Genomic DNA, 22,722 nt, shown 5'->3' with positions numbered 1-22,722 from the left:
AAAATGCTTTCCCGGTTTGGGAAACGACTTTACAAGGGTGCAAAATGCTTTCCCGATTTGGGAAACGACTTTACAAGGGTGTAAAATGCTTTCCCGATTTGGGAAACGACTTTACAAGGGTGTAAAATGCTTTCCCGATTTGGGAAACGACTTTACAAGGGTGTAAAATGCTTTCCCGATTTGGGAAACGACTTTACAAGGGTGTAAAATGCTTTCCCGATTTGGGAAACGACTTTACAAGGGTGTAAAATGCTTTCCCAACGTGGGAAACGACTTTACAAGGATGAAAAGTGCTTTCCCAACATGGGAAACCATATTACAAAGAAAACGAATGGAACAAAAAAATAAAATATTCAATCTCGGGACCTTTTTCTGCCTCTACATTGCGCAGACTATCCCGATGAGTTTTTTCTCTACCGTTATCCCGGTAATGATGCGGCAGGAGAATTTTTCTTTATCAGCCATCGGTTTGCTGCAACTGATCAAGCTGCCTTGGATACTGAAATTCCTCTGGTCGCCGATGGTGGATCGCCATGCCCGGACAACGGGCGATTATAAACGGTGGATCTTCTCGTCTGAACTGATCTATGCCGTCCTGATCTTTGCCGTCGCTTTCCTCGATTTTAAAACGGATTTCTATACCATTATCGCCCTGATCATCGTATCGTTCGTAGCTTCTGCCACTCAGGATATTGCGACCGATGCGCTGGCCGTCCTTTCCTTTAGCCGGAAAGACAAGAGCCTGGTGAACAGCATGCAGTCGATGGGCAGTTTCGGCGGCTCGATGATCGGGGGAGGCGTGTTGCTGCTGTTGTTCAAACAGCTGGGATGGAACAGCCTGTTGCCTTGTGTCGCCTTGTTTGTGATCGTCGCTTTACTGCCGTTACTGTTCAACCGCGGACTGGAGATTGCACCGAAAGATACGCATGAACGGGCGAAGAAAGCAGATGTCTTTTACTTCTTTACCCAAAAGAATATATGGAAACAGATCGGTTTCCTTTTCCTTTACTATTCCGGCCTGATCGGTACGCTGGCGATGTTGAAGCCTTACCTGGTCGACCTGGGATACTCGATGAAAGAGATCGGGGTGATGAGCGGTGTGATAGGGACCTCTTTCGGGTTCATCTTTTCTTTTGTCGGGGGCTTTATCGTGCGCCGCATCGGACGGCATTGGGCACGCATCCTGTTTGCCGTGTTTGTATTGCTTGCCACGCTTTATTTCCTCGGATTGTCTTATGTCACTCCGACACTCGGACTCTTGCATGCCGGCATTGCCCTGCTCTGGGGCAGCTATGGGATGGCGACGATCGTGGTTTATACAACGGCGATGGATTGTGTTCGTCCCGGACGGGAAGGCACGGACTTTACGATACAGACGGTTATAACCCATCTGAGCGGAATGGTGATGGCGATATTGAGCGGAAAGATTGCCGACCATACCGGCTACCACGGCTTGTTTTTCTTTGAAGTCAGCCTGGCGGCCTTGTCGTTGGTTTATATATTGATCGTATTCAGGAAAGAGAAAGAAACAGTATAATTATGATACAGGATTTATTACAAAAATATAATGTGCCGGTGCCGAGATATACCAGTTATCCGCCGGCCAACTATTTTACGGAAGCGTTTGCCAATAAGGAATACGAATCGGCCATAGAGGCATCCAATACGGCACGGCCCGAGCATATCTCTTTTTATGTGCATATACCGTTCTGCCGCCATCTTTGCCATTACTGCGGGTGTAATTCATTCCCGATGATGAAGCGGGACGTGATAGAACGTTATTTCTCAGCGTTGCACAGGGAAATAGAACTGGTAAAGATGCGGCTGGCTCCCGGACGTAAGATTTCCCAGATACATTATGGCGGAGGAAGTCCGACATCCATGCCCGTGTATTATCTGAGAGAACTGAACGAGCATTTGTTGGCAGGTTTTGAAACGATCGACCAGCCCGAAATAGCGGTCGAGTGCCATCCCGGATATCTGGATGAAGAGTCTTGGCAGTCATTGACGGAGGCGGGTTTCAATCGGTTCAGCCTCGGCGTGCAGGATTTCAATGAAAAGGTGTTGAAGACGGTCAACCGCCGCCCGTCGTTATTGCCGGCGGAGATGATCTTTCAGATTCTCCGTAGCAAAGGGGCTCGCATCAATATGGACTTTATCTACGGCTTGCCGTTCCAGACGGCCGAAAGTTTTGCGGAAACCATTACGCGGGCGGCAGTTCTGTGTCCTGACCGCCTGGTTACTTTCTCGTATGCCCATGTCCCTTGGGTGAACAAACAGCAACTTATCCTGGAAAAAGCCGGTTTGCCGCCCAGTGAGGAGAAAAGCCGCATGTATGAATCGGCAAAGAAACTTTTGTCAACAGCCGGTTACAAGACGATCGGCCTGGACCATTTTGTCCGGCAGGATGATGAATTGTATACGGCGTTGAAGAACGGCCGCTTGCACCGTAACTTCCAGGGCTATTGTACCCGCCGTACAACCGGACAGGTGTATGCTTTCGGTGTGACCGGAATCAGCCAGCTGAATACCGCCTATACCCAGAACAGCAAGGATATTAATCAATATATGGAACGAATCGAAAACGATACGTTTGCCGTATCGAAAGGATATGAGTTGAGCCGGGACGAACAGATTACCCGTGAGGTAATCGAAACGTTGATGTGTAACTATTCCCTGGACTGGCAGGAGATAGCTGCCCGTTTCTCCCTGTCTGCGGAAGAGGTAAAATCGGCAACCGCCTATAATGACAATCGTCTGAATGAATTTGCCGCCGACGGCCTGATCGAGTATGACGACAACCATATCCGTATGACTTCCGGTGGAGCTCTCTTTGTCCGTAACGTTGCCGCTTCGCTGGATAAACTGATGCTTCATTCCAATAAATCATTTTCAAAACCTGTTTGATATGGAACAACATAATACGGATATTCTGGTCATCGGAGCCGGACTGACCGGTCTGACTACCGCCTTCCGGCTGACTCGCGGGGGAAAACAGGTACATATCTTGGAATGCAGTAACCGGGTAGGCGGGCAAATACATACCTTCCGTGAAGACGGATTCGTTTTTGAAAGCGGACCGAATACTGGAGTAGTATCCTATCCCGAAGTAGCCGAATTGTTTGAAGCCTTGTCGCCTGCCTGCCAATTGGAAACGGCCCATGAAGAGGCCAAACGCCGCCTGATCTGGAAAGGAAACTCTTTCCGTGCATTACCTTCCGGCTTGTTCAGTGCAATAACAACCCCGTTGTTTACCCTCGGTGATAAATTCCGTATCCTGGGCGAACCCTTCCGTGCAAAAGGTACGAATCCGGATGAATCGGTCGGTGAACTGGCTGCTCGCCGTTTGGGTAAGTCATTCCTGAATTATGCCGTAGACCCCTTCCTCTCCGGTGTTTATGCCGGCGATCCGCTGAAACTTATTACCCGTTATGCTTTACCCAAATTGTATAACCTGGAACAGCAATACGGAGGATTTATCAAAGGCACGATTGCCAAAGCTCGGCAGCCCAAAACAGACCGTGACCGGTTGGCTACCAAAAAAGTGTTCTCCGCTGCCGGAGGTTTGGAGAATCTGGCAAAAGCGATGGCGGATGCTATCGGTTCTCAGAATATCACCTTGTCGGCTTCCGGCGTGACGGTCCGTCCGTCTGAAAAAGGCTGGCTGGCAACTTATACGACTTCCGAGGGTGAACAACTTATGCATGCCAATAAGGTCGTAACGACGAGCGGTGCCTATACTTTGCCTGACCTGCTGCCGTTCATTCCCCGGGAAGATATGGATAAGATCAGTAACCTGCAATATGCTCCGGTGGTACAGGCGAGTGTCGGCATTCGTAATACCGGGAGTTTGCGTTTTAACGCTTTTGGCGGACTGGTCCCTTCCTGCGAAAAGAAAGATGTGCTGGGGATTCTTTTCCCGGCTGCCTGTTTCGATAACCGTGCACCGAAAGAAGGAGCCCTCTTTTCTTTCTTTATCGGTGGCGTCAAGCGGGCGGAACTGACCCGTTTAACCGATGATGAACTAAAGGCACTGATCACATATGAATTTCATGCAATGCTGAAATTCCCTATTCAGGTGCAACCGGATATGATCCGTATTTTCCGCCACCAGCATGCAATACCACAGTATGGCCTGAGCAGCGGCGAACGTTTCGCTACGATCGATCAGCTGGAGGCGCGTTATCCCGGACTGATACTGGCCGGTAATATGAAAGGTGGCATCGGCATGGCTGACCGTATCCGGCAGGCAACTGGTATTGCTGAAAACTTGCTCATGTAAGTCAAAATCCTTTTCTTTGTAAAAAAGTCAAATTATGGATAAGGTCGAGGATAAAATGGTTGAAATAGCCCGGTTTCAATATGTGGAACAAGCTCAGGGACTGGCCTCTTTATTGCAAGCCAACGGAGTTGTATGTTATGTAAGAAATGAATATACAACTCAGGTTATGGGACTTACGGATGTGGGAGGTATCCGTGTGGAACTTTTGGAAAGCGATGTGGAACAGGCTATGCAGATTATGGAAGCCAACGGATATGAAATTCCCTCAGAAGAGGAAGAACCAGAGCAGATACAGGTCGTAGCCGGATGGGCCCGTCATATCCCTTTTCTTCGTAATTACACGTTAGAGAAGCAAATTGTCATCTTATTTGTGATTATTGCTGTGTTTTTGGTATTATTGATCTTTTTTGGATCACAAATCTCGTCTAACTAAAAAAATGTAACCGATGGCCCGTAGAAAGATAACAAATAGTCAGGCGGTGTGTCTCACTCTTTTATGGGGTGTTTTGGCCTACATGCTGCTTGTTTACAGTGAAAAGATAACCTTTGATGTGATTTTTGCCCTGGTGGCGTCCGCTATCATTGTGTTCGTTCCTGTCTATAAAAACATAAAACGTAGAAATGAGTGACATTTAGTCACGTTTGCCTCTTTAAAATATCATTTCGATATTTTTTTATCATTTTTTCTTTCAAATATTTGCTGGTTTGAAAAAATGGCTTACCTTTGCGACGTTCTTAAAAGAAGAACGCTAACTAGCAAATTGGTATAACATTCTAAATAAACAGTTCTTATGAAGGCAAATGAAGTTTTAGACAACTTAAAGAGAAGATTTCCTAACGAACCCGAGTATCATCAGGCTGTTGCTGAAGTTTTAGGCACAATTGAAGAAGCCTATAACGAACATCCTGAATTTGAAAAGAGCAACCTGATCGAACGTCTTTGTATTCCTGATCGTATTTTCTCATTCCGTGTAACATGGGTAGACGATAAAGGACAGGTACAGACAAACATGGGTTACCGTATCCAGCATAACAACGTGATCGGCCCGTACAAAGGCGGTATCCGTTTCCATGCTTCTGTAAATCAATCTATCCTTAAGTTCCTGGCTTTCGAACAGACTTTCAAGAACTCATTGACTACACTGCCGATGGGTGGGGGTAAAGGTGGTGCCGACTTCAGCCCGCGTGGCAAATCAAATGCTGAAATCATGCGTTTCTGCCAGGCTTTCGTTATGGAATTGTGGCGTCATATCGGTCCGGATACAGACGTTCCTGCCGGTGATATAGGTGTTGGCGGACGTGAAGTGGCTTATATGTATGGTATGTACAAAAAGCTGGCCCGCGAAAACACAGGTACATTCACAGGTAAAGGTATCGAATTCGGTGGTTCACTGATTCGTCCGGAAGCAACAGGTTACGGTAACGTTTACTTCCTGCTGGAAATGTTGAAGACTCGTAACATCGACATTAAAGGTAAAGTGGTTGCTGTTTCAGGTTCGGGTAACGTTGCTCAGTATACGGTTGAAAAACTGATCGAACTGGGTGCTAAGCCGGTTACTATGTCTGACTCTGACGGTTATATCTATGATCCGGACGGTATCGACCGTGAGAAACTGGATTATATCATGGAATTGAAGAACCTCTATCGTGGACGTATCCGCGAATATGCAGAAAAATATGGCTGCAAATATGTTCAGGGTGGCCGTCCCTGGGGCGAAAAATGTGACATCGCCATGCCGAGTGCAACTCAGAACGAATTGAACGGTGACGATGCCAAGACATTGTTGGCTAACGGTTGTTTCGCTGTATCGGAAGGTGCAAACATGCCTTCTACTCCGGAAGCTATCGATGCATTCCTGGAAGCTAAGATCCTGTATGCTCCGGGTAAGGCTGCTAACGCCGGTGGTGTTTCCGTATCAGGTCTGGAAATGACTCAGAATGCAATGAAGCTGAGCTGGACAAGAGAAGAAGTAGACGAAAAGCTGAAAGGCATCATGAAGTCTATCCACGAACAATGTGTAAAATACGGAACACAGGCTGACGGAACTGTAAATTACGTGAAGGGTGCAAATGTGGCCGGCTTCATGAAGGTTGCAAAAGCTATGATGGCGCAAGGTATCTTATAATTGACAGAAATGTCGGTTACCATATAGATTTTGGTCATGGAAAAAGGGAGTCAAAAATGGCTCCCTTTTTTATTAAATACAATTTTTTTTATTCCACGTATAAAACCAGTCCTTTCAGATATTCCCCTTCCGGATGGTAAATATTGACCGGATGATCGGCCGGTTGCGTCAGCTGATGCAGGATACGGACGCTACGTCCGGATTGTGCTGCGGCACTGAATACGGCCAGGCGGAAATTCTCTTTACTGACAACCTGCGAACAGGAGAAAGTAAATAAAATACCTCCCGGTTTAATCTTTTCAAAAGCGATCGCGTTCAGTTTACGGTATCCTTGCAAAGCATTGCGGAGCACGTTCTTATGCTTGGCAAAGGCTGGCGGGTCCAGAATGATCAGATCGTAATTACTTCCCATCTTTTCCAGATATTTGAAGGCATCTTCGGCAAAAGCCTTATGTCGCAGGTCGCCAGGGAAGTTCAATTCCACATTTTTATTTGTCAGTGAAATCGCTTTGGCCGAACTGTCTACCGAATGAACCACTTCGGCACCGCCACGCATCGCATAGAACGAAAATCCACCGGTATAGCAAAACATGTTCAGCACCGAATGACCTTTGGCGTACCGTTCCAGCAAAGAACGGTTTTCGCGCTGGTCCACAAAGAAACCGGTCTTTTGTCCCTTCTGCCAGTCCACGCAGAATTTCAGTCCGTTTTCTGTCGCAATATCCTCTACTTCTCCGCCATACAGATAACCGTCCTCACTGCCGAGATTGGCCTTGTAAGGAAGAGTCGCTTCCGATTTATAATAAATGTTCTGTAAAGTATCTCCCAGTACCGTTTTTAACGCTTCGGCAATTTCGTGGCGGGCATAATGCATACCGACCGAATGCGCCTGCATAACAGCCGTATGGGCATACATGTCGATAACGAGTCCCGGAAGATTATCTCCTTCCCCATGAATCAGGCGAAAAGTATTATTGTTTTCCACACCTGCCAGTCCCAGTTCGCGGCGAATAGCATAAGCCACGCGGATACGTTCTACCCAGAAATCCGCATCGATCGTAATCGGTTTGAACGATAAGATACGTACGGCGATGCTGCCTATCTGATAATGGCCGATAGCCAGAAAACGCTGGTTCGTTCCGTACACCTCTACCAGGTCGCCCTCTTCAGGATTCCCTTCAATGCTTTGGATAGCTCCGGAGAATACCCACGGATGGAAGCGCAACAACGATTCTTCCTTTTTCGGTTTGAGAAAGATTTTACAATAGTTCATTCTTATTTATCTTGATTCAATTGGTTGTAAATTTTCAGACAAGCCCAGGCGTCCAGGGCTGCATATTTCTTTTGTTGTTCGGTCAGCACATCGGCTTCCCAGTTGCTCAGGCGCTGGCCTTTCGATATTTTCTTATCGAAAAGGATTGCATAGATTTTTTGCAGGCTGGCATCCTCGATACCGAATTGTCCTACATAATTCTGCAAATCCAGAAAGTTAGCCGGTTTGATATCCGTCCGCTTCCGCATGGCACCGAAATCATCACGCAGGGATAACCCGATTTTTAATATTTTATCGTTAACCAGAAAATCTTCAAGCGATTGCGGAATACCGATTCTGTTCAACCGGAACAGGAAGCAAGCCTCGTCTGTCGAAATCTGCATCAACGAAATCTTATAGCGTGTCCCCTTTTTAAAACTGGGACGTGTTTCCGTATCGAAGCCAACCGCTTCGAACTGGGTTAAATAGCTGATGGCTTTATCGGCATCCTTTTCGGTGTCGATAACAAGAATCCGTCCCGGAAATTCTTCAATTTCAAGAAGTGATATCTCTTCTTTTGTTATTGTGTGTGTGTATTGTGTCATCATTCCTCGTTCGTTTCAATAATTTCTTCATCGCTGTAACGGATAGCGTGAAGCGCTTTCAGTGCATTTAAGAGTTGCTGTCCCCAGAACTCCTGGAAATTGGCGCGGCATAAGGCAATAGCCTGAAGCATGACTTCCTCATTTCCCTGTCGGAAAAGTGAAACAAAATTTCCTGTGTCCTGGTAAACATCTGCCAGGTTTTCCGAGATAAATGCAGCGATTGGCGTGTCGCTGTATTGCATATCCGGATGAAATGTCTCCAGGTAAGAGTCTTTTTCTCCCAGCAGGGTGGCAATACGGGTCCGCACGGCTTCGTACATATCTTCCGTAACAGTCAGTTCCGGTTCGTCATCTTCGTCGTCCACTTCCGCTTCCGGCAATAGTGTCGCCTTCAGATAGAGCAGAGGTAATAGCTTGATTCCTTTATCTATAAAATCAAAAAGGCCGTTTTGTCCGGCTGTTTCAACAAATGTACAAAATTCCAGCGCTACAGTTACAAACTCCAGCGTATTGCGTTCATATATGGGATTATTCTCCTTTTCCATGCTACTTCTTATAGTATACCTATGATTTCTAACTTGCAAAAGTAAGAAATATATTGCGATAATCAGAATTATTAATTCTTATTAAGGTCTAATAAGAGGATGTCGATGAGAAAATTTTCGTGTGTGTTGAAGATAATACGCGGGAAACAATAAAATATAAGCGTTCAGGAGAATAATTTCTCCCTTTCTGTTGTATCTTTGATGCTAATGGATTTAGCGGCTGATAATTGTCGGCCGTTTGGTTGATAATTATGTGCCAATCGGTCGATAATTGTGAGCCAAACGGCCGAGGGTTATCAACCATTGATTACCTGCCGTACTAATTCAAATTAGTAAGGCATATAGATGAAAAGAGTATGTAACCAAATAAATAATACCATGTCAATAAAATTTAAAGCTTACTACACGCCGAAGCCCAATGGACGTAAAGGCATGCGGTTGACACATGCCCGTGCGATCAGCAGGGGAACTTATAATCTGGAAAAAGTTTGCAGGTTGATAAGCGAACGTTCTGCTGTGTCGTCGGCAGAAGTCAAAAGTGTCTTGGATTCATTTGCCTGGGTGGTCGAACTGGCCCTGGAGGACGGCTGCCATATCGAGTTGGATGATCTGGGGTATTTCTCGCCATCATTGAAAACTACTCCGAATAAAGAAAACGGAAACAAGGGAACGGTTTATGTAGATGGAATTAATTACCGTTGTTCCACTTCTCTACGAAAAAAGTTAAGAAAAATCGATCTGGAGTTTGAAAAAGATAAAAAGAAACTTGATAACTGGGAGACACGAAAAGATAAATTGTTGAAATACATGAAAGATTGGGAAAGTGTGACTCCGCGTGCTTATGCTAAAGAATTTGGTTGTAGCCGTTACCGGGCGGAAATAGATCTGAAGAAGTTCGTGGAGGAAGGCGTACTCGTCAAGGTAGGCTATCAGAATAAGGTGATGTATTTGCTGGCGGCGGATAAGCAGGAAGAATAGTATGTATAAACAGCGCATAACAAACAATCGGATACAGGAGTTGAAGCCGGATGAGATTTTTGTATTTGGTAGTAATTTGGCTGGGGCTCATGGTGGAGGAGCCGCTCTCCTGGCTTATCGTAAATGGGGAGCTGTATGGGGCAAGGTGTTGGTTTACAGGGGTAAACGTATGCTATGCCTACGATGCATGGCGGTGTGGATAAAATCGATCCTTATGTAAAGGATTTTATCTGTTTTGCAAAGCAACATCCGGAAATGACTTTTCTGGTAACAGAAATCGGTTGTGGAATTGCTGGCTTTCTTCTGGAAGAAATTGCTCCTTTGTTTAATGAGGCTATTCTGGTCGGGAACATTTATCTTCCGGAAAGGTTTTGGATGGTTTTGATGAGTTAGTAGATTGATTAACATAGTAAAAACAAATAATATACCATTGGTTGTGCTCGTTTTCCGAATTGTGGCTATCTGTATTGGAAGTATTAACTGCATATGAAGTATTTGTTTGTTATAGGTAAGTATTATATGCTTTTTGCTCAATAAAAAAGCATATAATAAAAAAATGGCTATATTTGGAAGCTGAAGTTAACCAGGTGCAGGTAGACACTGGTTAGTCTATTAATGCTTTTATGAATGTAGCTGAAGAAGATATTATAAAAAAATTAGTTCAGGGAGATCGAGAGAGTTTTGACTATATTTATACTTGTTATGTGAATAATTTGTATGCTTATGGGAAAGGGTTCGGTCTTTCGGACGATGAATTGTATGATGTTCTTCATGACCTTTTCCTGTCATTGTTATCTAATACGAAAATTTTTGAAGGCGTTAGAAATATAAAATCTTTTTTGTTTACTTGTTTTAAGAACAGACTTTTGAATGTCTTAAAAATCCCCTATGAATATAGTGACGTAGAACAGTGTGAACATTTATTTGTTGTTGAAGTCGATTTGCTGGATGAACTGATAGACCGTGAACAAGCTGCTATGAGAGTACAGAAAGTAAAATCTCTGCTGAATACTTTAACGGACCGGCAACGGGAAGCCATCTATTTAAGGTATATGCAAAAACTTTCCTATGATGAGATTGCAGATATGTTAGACCTGACCCAGAAAGGTGCACGAAAGTTGGTGGCGAGGGGAATTGAACATATGCGTGAGGAGGCAACCTCATCTGTTATTCTGCTATTTTTGGTAATCTTTCCTCCTGATTGGATATAAAAAATTATTTTTTTTAATTATTTGAATTTTTGTGGGGGCAAAAAATGAGTGAGGTTGTCTTAATAGTAACAACACTTGTTTTCTTATATGAAAAAGAAAGTAAATAATGATTTTTGGCAAGATGAGCGTTTTGTCCGTAACAGACTGTTGTCGGATGAAGAATCTACTGCATATTGGGAAGCCTATTTGAAGGAACATCCTGATAAGCAGGAATTTTATGAAGAAGCGTGCCATGATTTTGAAAAAATACAATTGAACAATTATTCTTTATCGGAGGAAAAGCAAAAGGAATTATTGGATAAGGTTTATAGAAGCCATAATGCACAAAAGAAAAAACAAAAACAACATAACCTTTATTTATATGGGGCACTGGTTGCAGCCTGCCTGATCGGAGTTTTGTTTTTGATTCCGGTTTATCTGAGTCATAATTCATCTGTCGGTCAAGATAGTTTGACTGTTCTCCCAGTAAGCGATACTGTTCATACGGAAGTTACTTTAATCACAGATCGAGCAGAAACAATTGAGATTGAAGATAATGCTATTATTGCCTACGATTCTACTGTTTATGTACAGAATGCCAAAGGGCAGAAAAATTATTTATCAGAATCGAAGGTGGACCCGAAGGAAAAAATGGTTTACAATACCTTAGTCGTTCCCCGTGGAAAACGTTCCTCATTGCAATTGCCGGACGGATCGAAAGTATGGGTCAATGCCGGATCTGTTTTACGTTTCCCTTCAACGTTTGCTTCTGAAAAGCGAATGATTCAAGTGCAGGGTGAAATTTATATAGAGGTGGTCAGAGACGAGTCGAAACCTTTTTATGTGCAAACTCCTAAATTTACAGTCAATGTGCTAGGGACGAGTTTTAATGTCTCTGCTTATTCTGATGAAGAACTTCAGTCTGTCGTTTTGGTTAAAGGGCAGGTCGCTGTAAAAACAGAGATGAATGAAGAAATAAAATTAATTCCTAATCAGAAACTAGAGATGAACGATCACAAGAATAAAGTCGTACCAGTCGATGTGTACGACTACACTTCATGGAAAGATGGAATTCTTCAGTTTAAGGGAGAAACTGTTGCCGAAGTATTGAAACGGTTGAGCCGTTATTATAATGTAGAGATAAAGTGTGATCCATCAGTGGCCGGTAGGCGATGTGGTGGTGAGTTGATTCTTTTTGATGATGTAAATCAGGTGATGAAGTCTCTTTCTTTGTTATATGAATTTACTTATCGGTTTGAATCGGAGACTATTATAATTGAATAATAACTAAAAATGAAAAGCCTATGTAAAATGTAAAGAGAGTCATTGTTAATTAGTAAAGAATAAGCCCGGATAACGGCAATTATCCAGGCTTGATTGAATTTAAATTTTCCAGTAGTAAATTGAAAAACCTAAAATGTATACAAATGTATGAAAAAAGTAAGTCGTAACAATACAAATCGGTTACGTTCTCTTCTTAAAATGTTTGAAAGTGTGGGATTTATTGTAGTTCTATTATTAGGAGCTACTAATATTCATGCTCACACGGATCATGTTTTCGTATCGATAGAACAACTAGTTAAAGCTAGAAAAACAACCATGTTGGATGTCTTTAAAACGATAAAGGAAAAGACCGGGTATATATTCTTTTATTCGGAAGACATAAAAGCTGAGTTGGAGAAAGAAGTTACTCTAAAGACTACCTCCGGTTCTATAGAGGATATTTTAAAGCCTCTTTTTGTAAATTCTAATCTGACTTTTGAAATTAACGAAAAGCAGGTTATTATTAAACAGAAAATGGATAGATCCGTAGCTCCTTCCATACAACAACAACCGATTGAATTGACGGGTGTTGTGGTGGATGAGACAGGAGTACCTGTTATCGGAGCCAATGTGTTGGTTAAAGGAACGACAATGGGTATAATAACGGATGTCGATGGTAAATTTATATTGAAAGTGCCTGCTAACAGTACGTTGGTTGTTTCTTTTATCGGATATAAAACGGTAGAGATAAAACCGGGTAAAAGGAATCATGTCTCTGTAGAACTGGTAGAGGATACGGAACATCTGGAGGAAGTAGTGATCGTTGGATACGGAGTCCAAGAAAAAGAAAGTGTTGTGGGTGCGATCACACAGGTTGGAAATAAGAGTTTGGTGCAATCTGGAGTGTCTGATGTGACTGCTGCAATTGCCGGTAAACTATCCGGTGTATTAACTATGCAGCAATCTGGTCAACCGGGACAGACCACGAATGATATTATTATTCGTGGTGTTTCCAGTTGGAACAGCTCTAAACCTTTGGTTATGGTGGACGGAGTGGAACGTGATTTTGCGGATCTCGACCCGAATGAAATCAATACGATTTCTGTTTTAAAAGACGCTTCGGCGACAGCTGTTTTCGGTGCAAAAGGTGCTAATGGGGTTATCTTGGTGACGACTAAGCGTGGTGTGGAGTCTAAACCGAAATTAGATTTTTCAGCTTCTTACGGTATTGAACTGCCGACCCGAATGCCTAAGCATATTAATTCTTATACGACAATGAGTATGTATAATGTCGGATTGATGAATGCCGGGACTTTTCAGAGCCTAACCCCTCAGAATGTACTTGATGAGTACCGTAACCCTTCTACCCCTTTGAATTCAATCCGTTATCCGGATGTCGATTGGTTTGATGTACTGGCTCGTGATTTTGCGTCGGTAACGAATGCCAATTTTAATATACGCGGCGGTACAAATTTTGTGAAATACTTTGCTTCTTTGGGATATTATCATCAAGGTTCATTCTTTAATTCTTTGAATGAAGGTTATTGCGATACGAGATATAAGTATGATCGTTTTAATTTTCGTGGAAATTTGGATTTTGATTTGACTAAGTCTACTGTTCTATCCTTTAATATCGGAGGAGATATTAGTATACAGAATACTCCGGGTGAAGATCCTTGGAGGCCGGTTTATCAGGCTAGTACAACATTGTATCCAGCCTATTATCCGGCATGGGTTTTGGAGCAGGTTCCGGATCTGGATTATCCGGATGCGTCCGGAGATCGTCTGGCGGCAGCACAGAATGATGCAAGAGGAAATCCTTATTCCGCTCTTCACCAGGGGAAATTTAATGAATATACATCTTCTAAATTATTTACGGATCTTATTCTTAAACAGAATTTGGATATGGTAACGAAAGGACTGTCCGTCCAGACAAAAGTGTCATTAAGTACGTATTATAAAAATAAATCTCTGACAGCTGATTGGTCGGTTCCTCAATATACGCTTAATTTTGATAAAATAGGGACAGGAATGAATCCTTGGTTCAGGGAAGGTGAAGGAAACGAAAGTTGGACGCAGCCTCCGTTGGATATTAATGTGGGCGGATTGGAAAATGGCTATTACAGTAATTTGTATTATGAGTTTTCATTGGATTATAAACGTTCATTTGGAAAACATAATGTAACGGCACTGGCATTAATGAGCCGTCATCAGAAAAATTCAGGAACAGATTTTGCCTACTATAACGAGAGTTGGGTAGGTCGTGCTACTTATAATTTTGATAAAAGATATTTATTGGAGGTCAATATTGGGTACACTGGTTCCGAACGGTTTGCACCTTCTAATCGTTTTGGTTTTTTCCCTTCAGGTGCTGTCGGTTGGGTTGTTTCGGAAGAAAAGTTCTTTAAAGATAATATCTCCTGGATAAACAAATTGAAATTCCGTTATTCTGATGGGAAAGTAGGTAGTGATTCCGCTAGTGAACGATGGCTTTATATTGGCGAATATAGTGCTAACGGAAATTATATTTATGAAGATAAAGTACCTAATATATACGCTCAGTGGGAGGAAGCTCGAAAAAGAGACTTGGGTATTGAAATGGCTTTTTTAGATAATATGATAACTGTAGGAGTTGATTTTTTTGATGAAAAAAGAACACATATGTTGTTAAATCCTCAAAGTAATACCATGTTGATTGGTAATAACGGGTTTAAACAATTAAACAAAGGTTCAATGAAAAAGCATGGTCTGGAAGTTGAACTGGGATTTAACAAAACAACTTCGTATGGATTAAGTTATAATTTGAAGGGAATTTTCGGTTTCAATGAAAACCGGATTGTAGATAAAGATGATTTACCCTATGCTCCGGAATATAAAAAAGCGGCTGGAAAACCTTATGGAGCTCAGCTTGATGGGGCTTTATTAACGGGTTCCGGATATTATACGTCTGTGGATGATATTCATAATAATCCGGCTCCAACAACTATAGGCAATATAAATGTAGGTGATTATAAATTTTTGGATTATACGGCTGACGGAAAAATAGATACTTATGATAAGTATGCAATTGACGGAACTCTTTATCCGCCGATAACTTTTTCTTTATCCGGAGGATTTTCCTATAAAAATTTTGATTTTAGTATTTTGTTTCAGGGAAATTCCGGTAAATATGTTGAGTATAATGAAGCATTTGAGGCAGAGTTTACCAGTGGTTCTCTTCGGGTTCATGAGTCTCAATTGGATTATTGGACGCCGATTAATCCTAATGCAAATCATTCGACTTTGCATTATGTGGGACAGGGAAATCCTCCTATGTTATCTTGGGGGGGAGGAGATGCTTATGCCGGATATGGTATAATGATTAAAGATCGTTTTTGGAGAAAAGCGGACTATATTCGGTTGAAAGAGATTTATCTGGGTTATAACATAAAACCGAAATACTTGAAGAAGTGGGTCGGTATTTCTGCCGTTACAGTATATGCTTCGGGAAATAACCTTTTTACGATTACGAGTTTGTTAGAAGGTGATCCGGAAAGAAAAGATTTCGCTCGCGGATTCTATCCTCAGATGAGTACTTATAAAGTTGGTTTGAAAGTCGCTTTTTAAAACTTAAATCAATATGAAGAAATATATATTATTATTTATTGCAATAATTGGTTTGTCAACACAATTTTCTTGTACGGATTATTTGGATAAAGCCCCGGAGTCTGGTTTATCAGAAGAAGATGTGTTTACTAAACATGTGAATTTTAAGAAATTCTTTTATACCGTTTATGGGGGTAAAGAGAACAAGAATATTACATGTGCTCATGCATTGAGTATAGCGAATTGGGATCAACGTTATGGGCTGGAGGCATTAACAGAACTGGCTGATAATGGACGTTTACTTGGTGGTCAAAGGATAAAAGGCGGAGTGATGGGAACAGATATCAATTTTTTTACCTATCAAACTTCGGCAACCAGAAGACCTATCCTTGATGCTATGTTTAAAGTAATACGGGTCTCGAATATCGCATTGGAAAAAGTTGATCAGATCAAAGATGCTACTCAGGAAGATATTGAAGATTTGAGAGGACAAGCTTATTTCATACGGGGATATGCACATTTTGTATTAAATCGTTATTGGGGTCCAATGCCGTATCTGAATCAGTCGATCGGTGCTTATGATGAATGGGATATTCCGCGTCTTTCCAAAAATGAAAGTTTGAGGTGCGTTGCATTGGATATGGATTCAGCTTTTGTCGCTTTCGAGAAAGCGGGAAAAATACGCCGTGATCCGGGACCAGGAGAACCAGGACATTTGAATGACCCGGATTTGGAAAAACCCAATGGCGTAGCTGCTAAGGCGATGAAAGCCAGAGCGCTATTGTATGCGGCAAGTCCGTTGAATAATGCGAATGGTTCGAAAGATTGGGAAGATGCAGCTGTTGCTAGTTGGGAGGCGATCCAATTGGCACAAAAACACCAGTATGCTTTGATTGACGGAGACAGGTATACGGATAATATGTACGGTGTAAAATATACAAATGAGCAGATATGGGCCTGGCATGCGGGAAATAAAAATTATGGAAATGCTCCGACTGCATTACAAAATGGAATATTTTCTAATAAGAAAACAATTGTATCCGGCGAAAATCCAACACAGAATTTTGTGGATATGTTCGAAACGCAGTGGGGAGATCCTTTGAATACGGAAGAGGATAGAAAAGTGGCAATCAAATTAGGACATTATAATGAGCAAGATCCTTATGTAAATCGAGATCCTCGTTTTTATCATTGCGTTATCTATAATCAGGCAAATATAATATGGGCGAAAGTGGCAGATGGGGAAGTGAAAAATAAGGCAAATATCTATTATGAGAATGATAATGGAAAATTTAAATATTCTACACTTTTAGATCAGAGTTATGCAGGTGTTAGTCATACAGGGTATTATACCCGGAAATATTTTGGCGATATGAGTGTTCAGAATCAGGTAAATACTTTGACGACAGACCCGTTGATTCGTTTGACTGAATTATATCTTAATTATGCCGAGGCAACAAATGAAGCTTTTGGTCCGTCCGGAAAAGCCCCCGGGGCTTCTATGTCTGCCATAGATGCTATCAACCTGATTAGAGAACGTGTTGATATGGTTCCGGTGAAATCAATTTATACGAAGGATACGGAAACGTTCAGAAAGCATATTAAAAATGAACGTACAATCGAATTATATGGCGAGGGTCATCATTACTTTGATATCTGACGCTGGAAGGATGCTCCGGTAATCATGTCGACAAAATTATATGGAATGGATATTGAGAAAGTGGAGAAAAGCGCTGAATATCCTACCGGATTTAAATATACACGGCAGCCGTTGGAAGAAGGACGTCAGGTCAGATGGCATGATGCTATGTATTATTTCCCGTTCCACTCGGATGATTATTATAAATTGAAAAACTTTGATACCAGTTTGAATCCAATTTGGTGATAAGAACCATAAAAAAAGAAGAATTATATGAATCTATATAAACGACTATATGTCATAACAAGATGCGTAGGTTTGATTTTACTTTTTCTGGCCGGCTATGGTAATCTGTCTGCACAGGAAAAAGAAAAATCGAAAGTGTTAGAACTCACCATACGAGTTATGGATGAGGCTGATGAGGCTGTTTCTGATGCGGAAATAGTGGTTGGTGAAGGTTTTACCCATGGGGTAACAGACCAAAACGGTGAATATAAACTGAAAGCGAAACCAACCGATTTTATCACTGTTTCTAAACCGGGATTTGAAAAAGTAGTTACTTCAATGCCTCTGTTGAATAACGACCCTTCGGTAGTATTGAAACATTCTATACTCTATCGTTCGGAGGAGGATCGTATTCAGTTGCCGTACACCTATAATTTTAAAAGGAATACGACGGGTGATTATATTGTTATTACAGGCAAGGAATTGGAAAAATATCCTTCCAATGATCTCCGTAATGCGTTGGTTGGGCTGATTCCTGGCTTAATGATAACGGAAGGGGAAGGATCGACCGGTACGAGTGCGGAAGAAACACGCGGCCAGTTCGGGGTAAAGACGAAAGTTTCTGCTAATATGCGTGGTTTCAGTCCGATTTATGTCATAGACGATATGCAGATCGATATTACGGAAATGCAGTTGGATCCTTCAGAAATAGAAACGGTTACATTTGTTAAAGATGTGGTTGGTAAAGCAATGTACGGACCGCGGGCGGCAAATGGAATTATTTTTATCAAGACTAAAAAAGGACAGGCTAATGACCGGATATTGAATGTGAATGTAGAAGGCGGGGTTAGCATGGTAGATCGTTTCCCGAAATGGGCGACAGCCGGAGAATATGCCCGCTTGAATAATCAGGCACGTATCAACGATGGTTTGTCTCCTTTATATGATGACGCGGCACTTGTCGGTTATGATAGAAATGATCCGTATGATAAAATATATCCGGCTGTTAACTATCAGGATATGATGTTTAATGATCTGAAATCTTATCAACGGGCTAATGTGTCTTCTTCGGGTGGCAATAACTTTATTAAGTATTATGCTTATCTGGGATATTCGGGTGAAGGTGATAATTTCAAGATTGGAAATAATGCGGATTATAACCGGTTGAATGCCCGGGCTAATCTGGATATGAATGTGAATGATTTTATTAATGTGGAATTCGGATTTTTCGGAGGACTGACAATTCGCCGCTCTCCCAACTATGGATATGATAAAGATTATGGGAAGGATAATAGTGATGATGCGGAACTGGATATTTTTGAATTTAATTCGGCTATAGAAGATGCGACGACAATTGCTCCCAATGCATTTCCTGTATATGCGGCTTTTGATGAAGAATCGGGTTTACCTTGGTATGGAGTAAGTTCCACTTTTAAAAGAAATCCGATTGGTCATTTGGTAGATAATGGTTACTATAACGAAACGGGGCGTTTGGGCGCTGCCAATGTAGCTTTGAACTATGATATGAATCATTTGGTTAAGGGACTGAAATCCAGAACGTATGTCGGATTTAATGCTTATAACCTGACCCGTATCGGAAAGGCGGAACAATTTGCAGCTTATATTGCCACCCCGAATGCTGATAAAACAGATGTAACTTTGGAAAAAGTGTGGGATTTGACGGAAATGTCCGGACAGGCAAAATTGCATGATTATTATTTCCAACAGTTTTCCGGCTATCAGACATTTTCTTATGACCGACTATTTAATGATGTACATGGAATCAACACTGCATTGACTTATCATATTTCCAAATTGACGCGTAACCAGGTAGAGAATCCTTTATGCCAACAAAATGTGAATTGGACGGGTAGTTATACCTATGATAATAAGTATACGTTGCAAGCGGCTGTGACTTTTGCCGGAACACAGAGCCTGATTAGTTCATATCAATATCAGTTCTTCCCTTCTGTCGGTGCCAGCTGGATCATCTCGGATGAACAGTTTATGAAAAACTTGAAATTTATTGATTTTCTTAAATTGAGGGCAGAATATGGAGAACTCGGCTATCAGGCGTTGACTCCGACGCTTTTCATGTATGAAGATAAATGGGGGGTAGACAATAAAGGTACTGCATTTGGACCTCATACGAATAATCAGTGGTTTGGAAGTAATACGGATAACAATATTTACCGTTCGACCTATAACAAACTGGGGAATCCTGATTTGAATTGGGAAACACGTAAAGAGTTTAGTGTCGGTTTGGATGCTCTTACGTTGGATCGTAAATTGTCTGTCAGTGTTAGTTATTATAATACTCTTCGTACTAATGAATGGGTGAAACCGACTAACCGGTATCCGTTGGCTATCGGTTTGCTGGCAACACCTTATGTGAATTTTAATAAAACGCGTTATTACGGAGCGGAACTTTCTGCAAAATATACAGATAAAATAGGTGATTTCCGGTATTCAATCGGTGCGATGGCTACTTTACCGAGAACGGAACGCATCCAATTCGATCAACCTGATTATCGTAATGAATACCAAAGTCGTATCGGAAAACCGATAGATGCTTATTTTGGATTGGTTCATCAGGGACGGTTTAGTTCGGATGAAGAAGCAAATAAAATACCTCAACTGTTCGATGAAAAATTGAAAGCTGGAGATTTTAAATATGCAGATTTGAATAATGACGGAGTTGTGGATGGTAATGATATGAAACAGATAGGGAATACATCTCCTCGTTTGTTTTATGCATTGAATATTAATCTGGCTTATAAAAATATCGAGTTAACGATTATCGGAGACGGCCGTTCTGGTTTTGATATTCCATTGACCAGCAAATATTTCCATAACGGTTGGGGTGATAATAATTATTCAAAATATTTAGTGGAGAATGTGGGTACTGATAAGTTACCCCGGCAGACATATTATAAAGTGGAAAACAATTATCAGGCATCTACATTTTGGTTGAAAAAAGGTGATTATTTTAAAATTCAGAATATTGAAATTGCTTATAATCTACCTTTGGCAGCCTCTGCTTTCATGGGTATCCGTAAGGCTCGTTTCTTTGTTCGTGGTGCTAATCTGGCAACAATTTCCGGAATAAAAGATATTGATCCTGAATCTGCAACCTCGGGGATAGATCGTTATCCGCTGAATAGAACGTTTACGGGCGGAGTCAAATTAACTTTCTAAAATTAAGAGTAAGATGAAAAATATAGTAAAAACAAGTCTTTTTGCAGTAGTAGTTATGATGAGTACATCCTGTGCGGATTTTCTGGATCCTTATCCTTACGGCAGGTTATCGGAAGAGGATTTTTGGGAGCGCCAGGATGCTGTACAAGGATTAGTTGGACAGTGCTATGACTATATGCAGCGTAATTATAACCATAATAATGGCTTTTTTCTGGATGGGGCGACCGATGATGCGGTAGTAACGAGCTCTACACATGCGATGGCAAAGTTGGCTACCGGAGCTTTAACTCCGTCAAGGGATCCTTTTAAGGCTTATTGGATAGAGGATTATAAAGGAATCGCTTTAGTCAACAAATTCTTGAAAGATCAACATGGGTTTAATACTCGTTTTATGGTAGATGCCCATTTTAACGATCTGGTACGTTATCGTTTACAGGGAGAAGCTTTTGCGTTGCGTGCCTGGTTCCAGTGGGATTTACTTCGGCGTTATGGTGGTATCGGTATAAAGAGTGGCGAGTTGCTGGGGTTCCCTATTATTACCGAACCGGTAAATGTTTTTGAGGACGATATGAACCTTGCACGAGATACGTATGCCGCGTGCGTAAAACAAATAGAGAGTGATTGCGATTCCGCATACGCTTATTTGCCGATCGCACATCGCGATTTTTTAGTGGAAAATGCGGGCGATTTGGTTTATGCCGGTTCTCGTTATTGGGGCCGTTTAGACGGTATCACAATGACTGCCCTCAAATCGCAAATGTATCTTACATATGCCAGTCCGCTGTTTAATCCGGAGAATGATATGACACGTTGGGAGAAGGCAGCTATATATGCCAAACAGGTGATCGACTTTAAACTAAATGTGGATAATGTAAAAAACGGATTTAATCCGGTAAATAGAGTTGATTGGACTGATCCGAATTTTCCGGGTATAGTTTATGGTTCTCGCTATGATAATAATAATGATGCAATGGAACGTGCTTTGTATCCGGGTGGTTTCCAGGGAAATGGTGCGCTAGGGGCTACTCAGGACCTGGTGGATGCTTTTCCAATGAAGAACGGTTATCCGAAAGATCATCCGGAAGGAGCAAAACTATATGACCCGAAAAATCCGTATGCCAATCGCGACTCTCGTTTTTACAGTGTGATTTTTTATAATAATTCGAAAGCCAACAGAGATAATAATGAGACAAAGCCTATGTATACTTTTGAATGTTGGGAAAATCAAGATGCATTGGGAAAAGATGCCGCAGGAAATAAAGCAACCAGCCGTACGAACTATCATATAAAGAAATATATTTATATGGGACTAAACTGGAGTGATGCGACCGTAAAGAAGATGCCGCATTCCTGTTTCTATATTCGTTGGGCCCATATGGTTCTGAACTTCGCAGAAGCAGCTAATGAAATTGGAGGACCTAATCATACGATTGACGGATTGTCGGCAAAGGAGGCTATGAAATATTTGCGTACCAGAAAAACTTATGATGGGAAAGAGCTTTATACGGACGATGATCCTTATCTGGACGAGGTCGCTACAATGGGAAAAGATCAGTTCAGAAAGTTTATACAGAATGAACGGCGTCTGGAAACTTGTTTCGAGGGTATGCGTTTTTATGATCTTAGGAGATGGTCGAAAGATGGCAGCATTGAAATGTTGAATCAACCTGTCTATAAAGCAAAAATTTTGAAGAATGCGGAGAATACTTTTGATTATGATAAGGATGTTGTAGAAAATAGAATTTATACATCACCTTATCTTCCGTTGCCTTATGATGATATTTTACGGATGGATAAATTGGAGCAGAATAAAGGCTGGGATAATTGGCAGTAA

Annotated in this window: 17 protein-coding genes and 1 pseudogene; 15 read left to right on the top strand and 3 right to left on the bottom strand. The window is 41.7% G+C overall.

Annotated elements, in window-relative coordinates; all coding sequences use genetic code 11:
- Nucleotides 1-331 precede the first annotated feature (331 nt).
- The 6 genes from K6V26_RS16085 (at nucleotide 332) to K6V26_RS16060 (ending at nucleotide 6,408) form a co-directional block, all read left to right on the top strand.
- Entirely contained in the window at nucleotides 332-1,537 is a 1,206-nt protein-coding gene (locus tag K6V26_RS16085) for an MFS transporter (RefSeq protein WP_122327170.1), read from the top strand.
- A gap of 2 nt (nucleotides 1,538-1,539) precedes the next feature.
- Entirely contained in the window at nucleotides 1,540-2,907 is a 1,368-nt protein-coding gene (hemN, locus tag K6V26_RS16080; RefSeq protein WP_224263288.1) for an oxygen-independent coproporphyrinogen III oxidase, read from the top strand.
- 1 nt (nucleotide 2,908) lies between these two features.
- Complete coding sequence (gene hemG / locus K6V26_RS16075; protein WP_224263287.1) at nucleotides 2,909-4,282, top strand: protoporphyrinogen oxidase; 1,374 nt, start codon at nucleotides 2,909-2,911, stop codon at nucleotides 4,280-4,282.
- A gap of 34 nt (nucleotides 4,283-4,316) precedes the next feature.
- Nucleotides 4,317-4,715, top strand: a complete 399-nt coding sequence (locus K6V26_RS16070; RefSeq protein WP_224263286.1) for a putative signal transducing protein — start codon at nucleotides 4,317-4,319, stop codon at nucleotides 4,713-4,715.
- A 13-nt stretch (nucleotides 4,716-4,728) separates the two neighbouring features.
- The gene (locus K6V26_RS16065) at nucleotides 4,729-4,911 is read left to right on the top strand and encodes a hypothetical protein (protein ID WP_224263285.1); all 183 of its coding nucleotides are present in this window, start codon (nucleotides 4,729-4,731) and stop codon (nucleotides 4,909-4,911) included.
- 162 nt (nucleotides 4,912-5,073) lie between these two features.
- Nucleotides 5,074-6,408, top strand: a complete 1,335-nt coding sequence (locus tag K6V26_RS16060) for an NADP-specific glutamate dehydrogenase (RefSeq protein WP_046145185.1) — start codon at nucleotides 5,074-5,076, stop codon at nucleotides 6,406-6,408.
- An 88-nt stretch (nucleotides 6,409-6,496) separates the two neighbouring features.
- On the opposite strand, the gene K6V26_RS16055 is transcribed toward K6V26_RS16060, so the two are convergent.
- The 3 genes from K6V26_RS16055 to K6V26_RS16045 are packed head-to-tail and all read right to left on the bottom strand — an operon-like array spanning nucleotide 6,497 to nucleotide 8,810.
- Nucleotides 6,497-7,681 carry a class I SAM-dependent rRNA methyltransferase gene (locus K6V26_RS16055; RefSeq protein ID WP_007657372.1) on the bottom strand — a complete coding sequence of 395 codons (1,185 nt, stop codon included), beginning with the start codon at nucleotides 7,679-7,681 and terminating at the stop codon, nucleotides 6,497-6,499.
- Nucleotides 7,682-7,683: 2 nt separating this feature from the next.
- Nucleotides 7,684-8,268, bottom strand: a complete 585-nt coding sequence (locus K6V26_RS16050; RefSeq protein ID WP_048314819.1) for a 3'-5' exonuclease — start codon at nucleotides 8,266-8,268, stop codon at nucleotides 7,684-7,686.
- Entirely contained in the window at nucleotides 8,265-8,810 is a 546-nt protein-coding gene (locus K6V26_RS16045; protein WP_048314817.1) for a DUF5063 domain-containing protein, read from the bottom strand. Before K6V26_RS16045 ends, K6V26_RS16050 begins: the two co-directional genes overlap by 4 nt.
- A 378-nt stretch (nucleotides 8,811-9,188) precedes the next feature.
- Between K6V26_RS16045 and K6V26_RS16040 the strand changes: the two genes are divergently transcribed.
- From K6V26_RS16040 to K6V26_RS16000, 9 genes and pseudogenes are all read left to right on the top strand, one after another.
- Complete coding sequence (locus K6V26_RS16040) at nucleotides 9,189-9,788, top strand: HU family DNA-binding protein (protein WP_048314816.1); 600 nt, start codon at nucleotides 9,189-9,191, stop codon at nucleotides 9,786-9,788.
- 1 nt (nucleotide 9,789) lies between these two features.
- Nucleotides 9,790-10,181: pseudogene (locus K6V26_RS16035) on the top strand (A1S_2505 family phage non-structural protein).
- A 230-nt stretch (nucleotides 10,182-10,411) separates the two neighbouring features.
- Nucleotides 10,412-10,999: an RNA polymerase sigma factor gene (locus tag K6V26_RS16030; RefSeq protein WP_048314815.1), complete on the top strand. Its 588-nt coding sequence runs from the start codon at nucleotides 10,412-10,414 to the stop codon at nucleotides 10,997-10,999.
- A gap of 87 nt (nucleotides 11,000-11,086) precedes the next feature.
- Entirely contained in the window at nucleotides 11,087-12,262 is a 1,176-nt protein-coding gene (locus tag K6V26_RS16025) for a FecR family protein (RefSeq protein WP_224263284.1), read from the top strand.
- A 147-nt stretch (nucleotides 12,263-12,409) separates the two neighbouring features.
- Nucleotides 12,410-15,847: a TonB-dependent receptor gene (locus K6V26_RS16020; protein WP_224263283.1), complete on the top strand. Its 3,438-nt coding sequence runs from the start codon at nucleotides 12,410-12,412 to the stop codon at nucleotides 15,845-15,847.
- Nucleotides 15,848-15,860: 13 nt separating this feature from the next.
- On the top strand, nucleotides 15,861-17,486 hold the full coding sequence (locus K6V26_RS16015; RefSeq protein ID WP_224263282.1) for a RagB/SusD family nutrient uptake outer membrane protein: 1,626 nt from the start codon (nucleotides 15,861-15,863) through the stop codon (nucleotides 17,484-17,486).
- 45 nt (nucleotides 17,487-17,531) lie between these two features.
- Nucleotides 17,532-17,711 carry a hypothetical protein gene (locus tag K6V26_RS16010; protein ID WP_224263281.1) on the top strand — a complete coding sequence of 60 codons (180 nt, stop codon included), beginning with the start codon at nucleotides 17,532-17,534 and terminating at the stop codon, nucleotides 17,709-17,711.
- A 27-nt stretch (nucleotides 17,712-17,738) separates the two neighbouring features.
- Nucleotides 17,739-20,888 (top strand): SusC/RagA family TonB-linked outer membrane protein, encoded by a 3,150-nt coding sequence (locus K6V26_RS16005; RefSeq protein WP_224263280.1) that lies wholly within the window; start codon nucleotides 17,739-17,741, stop codon nucleotides 20,886-20,888.
- A 13-nt stretch (nucleotides 20,889-20,901) separates the two neighbouring features.
- Nucleotides 20,902-22,722, top strand: coding sequence for a RagB/SusD family nutrient uptake outer membrane protein (locus K6V26_RS16000; protein WP_224263279.1), 1,821 nt, complete (start codon nucleotides 20,902-20,904; stop codon nucleotides 22,720-22,722).

The organism is Parabacteroides goldsteinii (genome assembly GCF_020091425.1).
Lineage (GTDB): Bacteria > Bacteroidota > Bacteroidia > Bacteroidales > Tannerellaceae > Parabacteroides > Parabacteroides goldsteinii.
The sequence above is the reverse complement of the archived record's forward strand: the minus strand, read 5'-3'. Positions and strand labels throughout refer to the sequence as shown.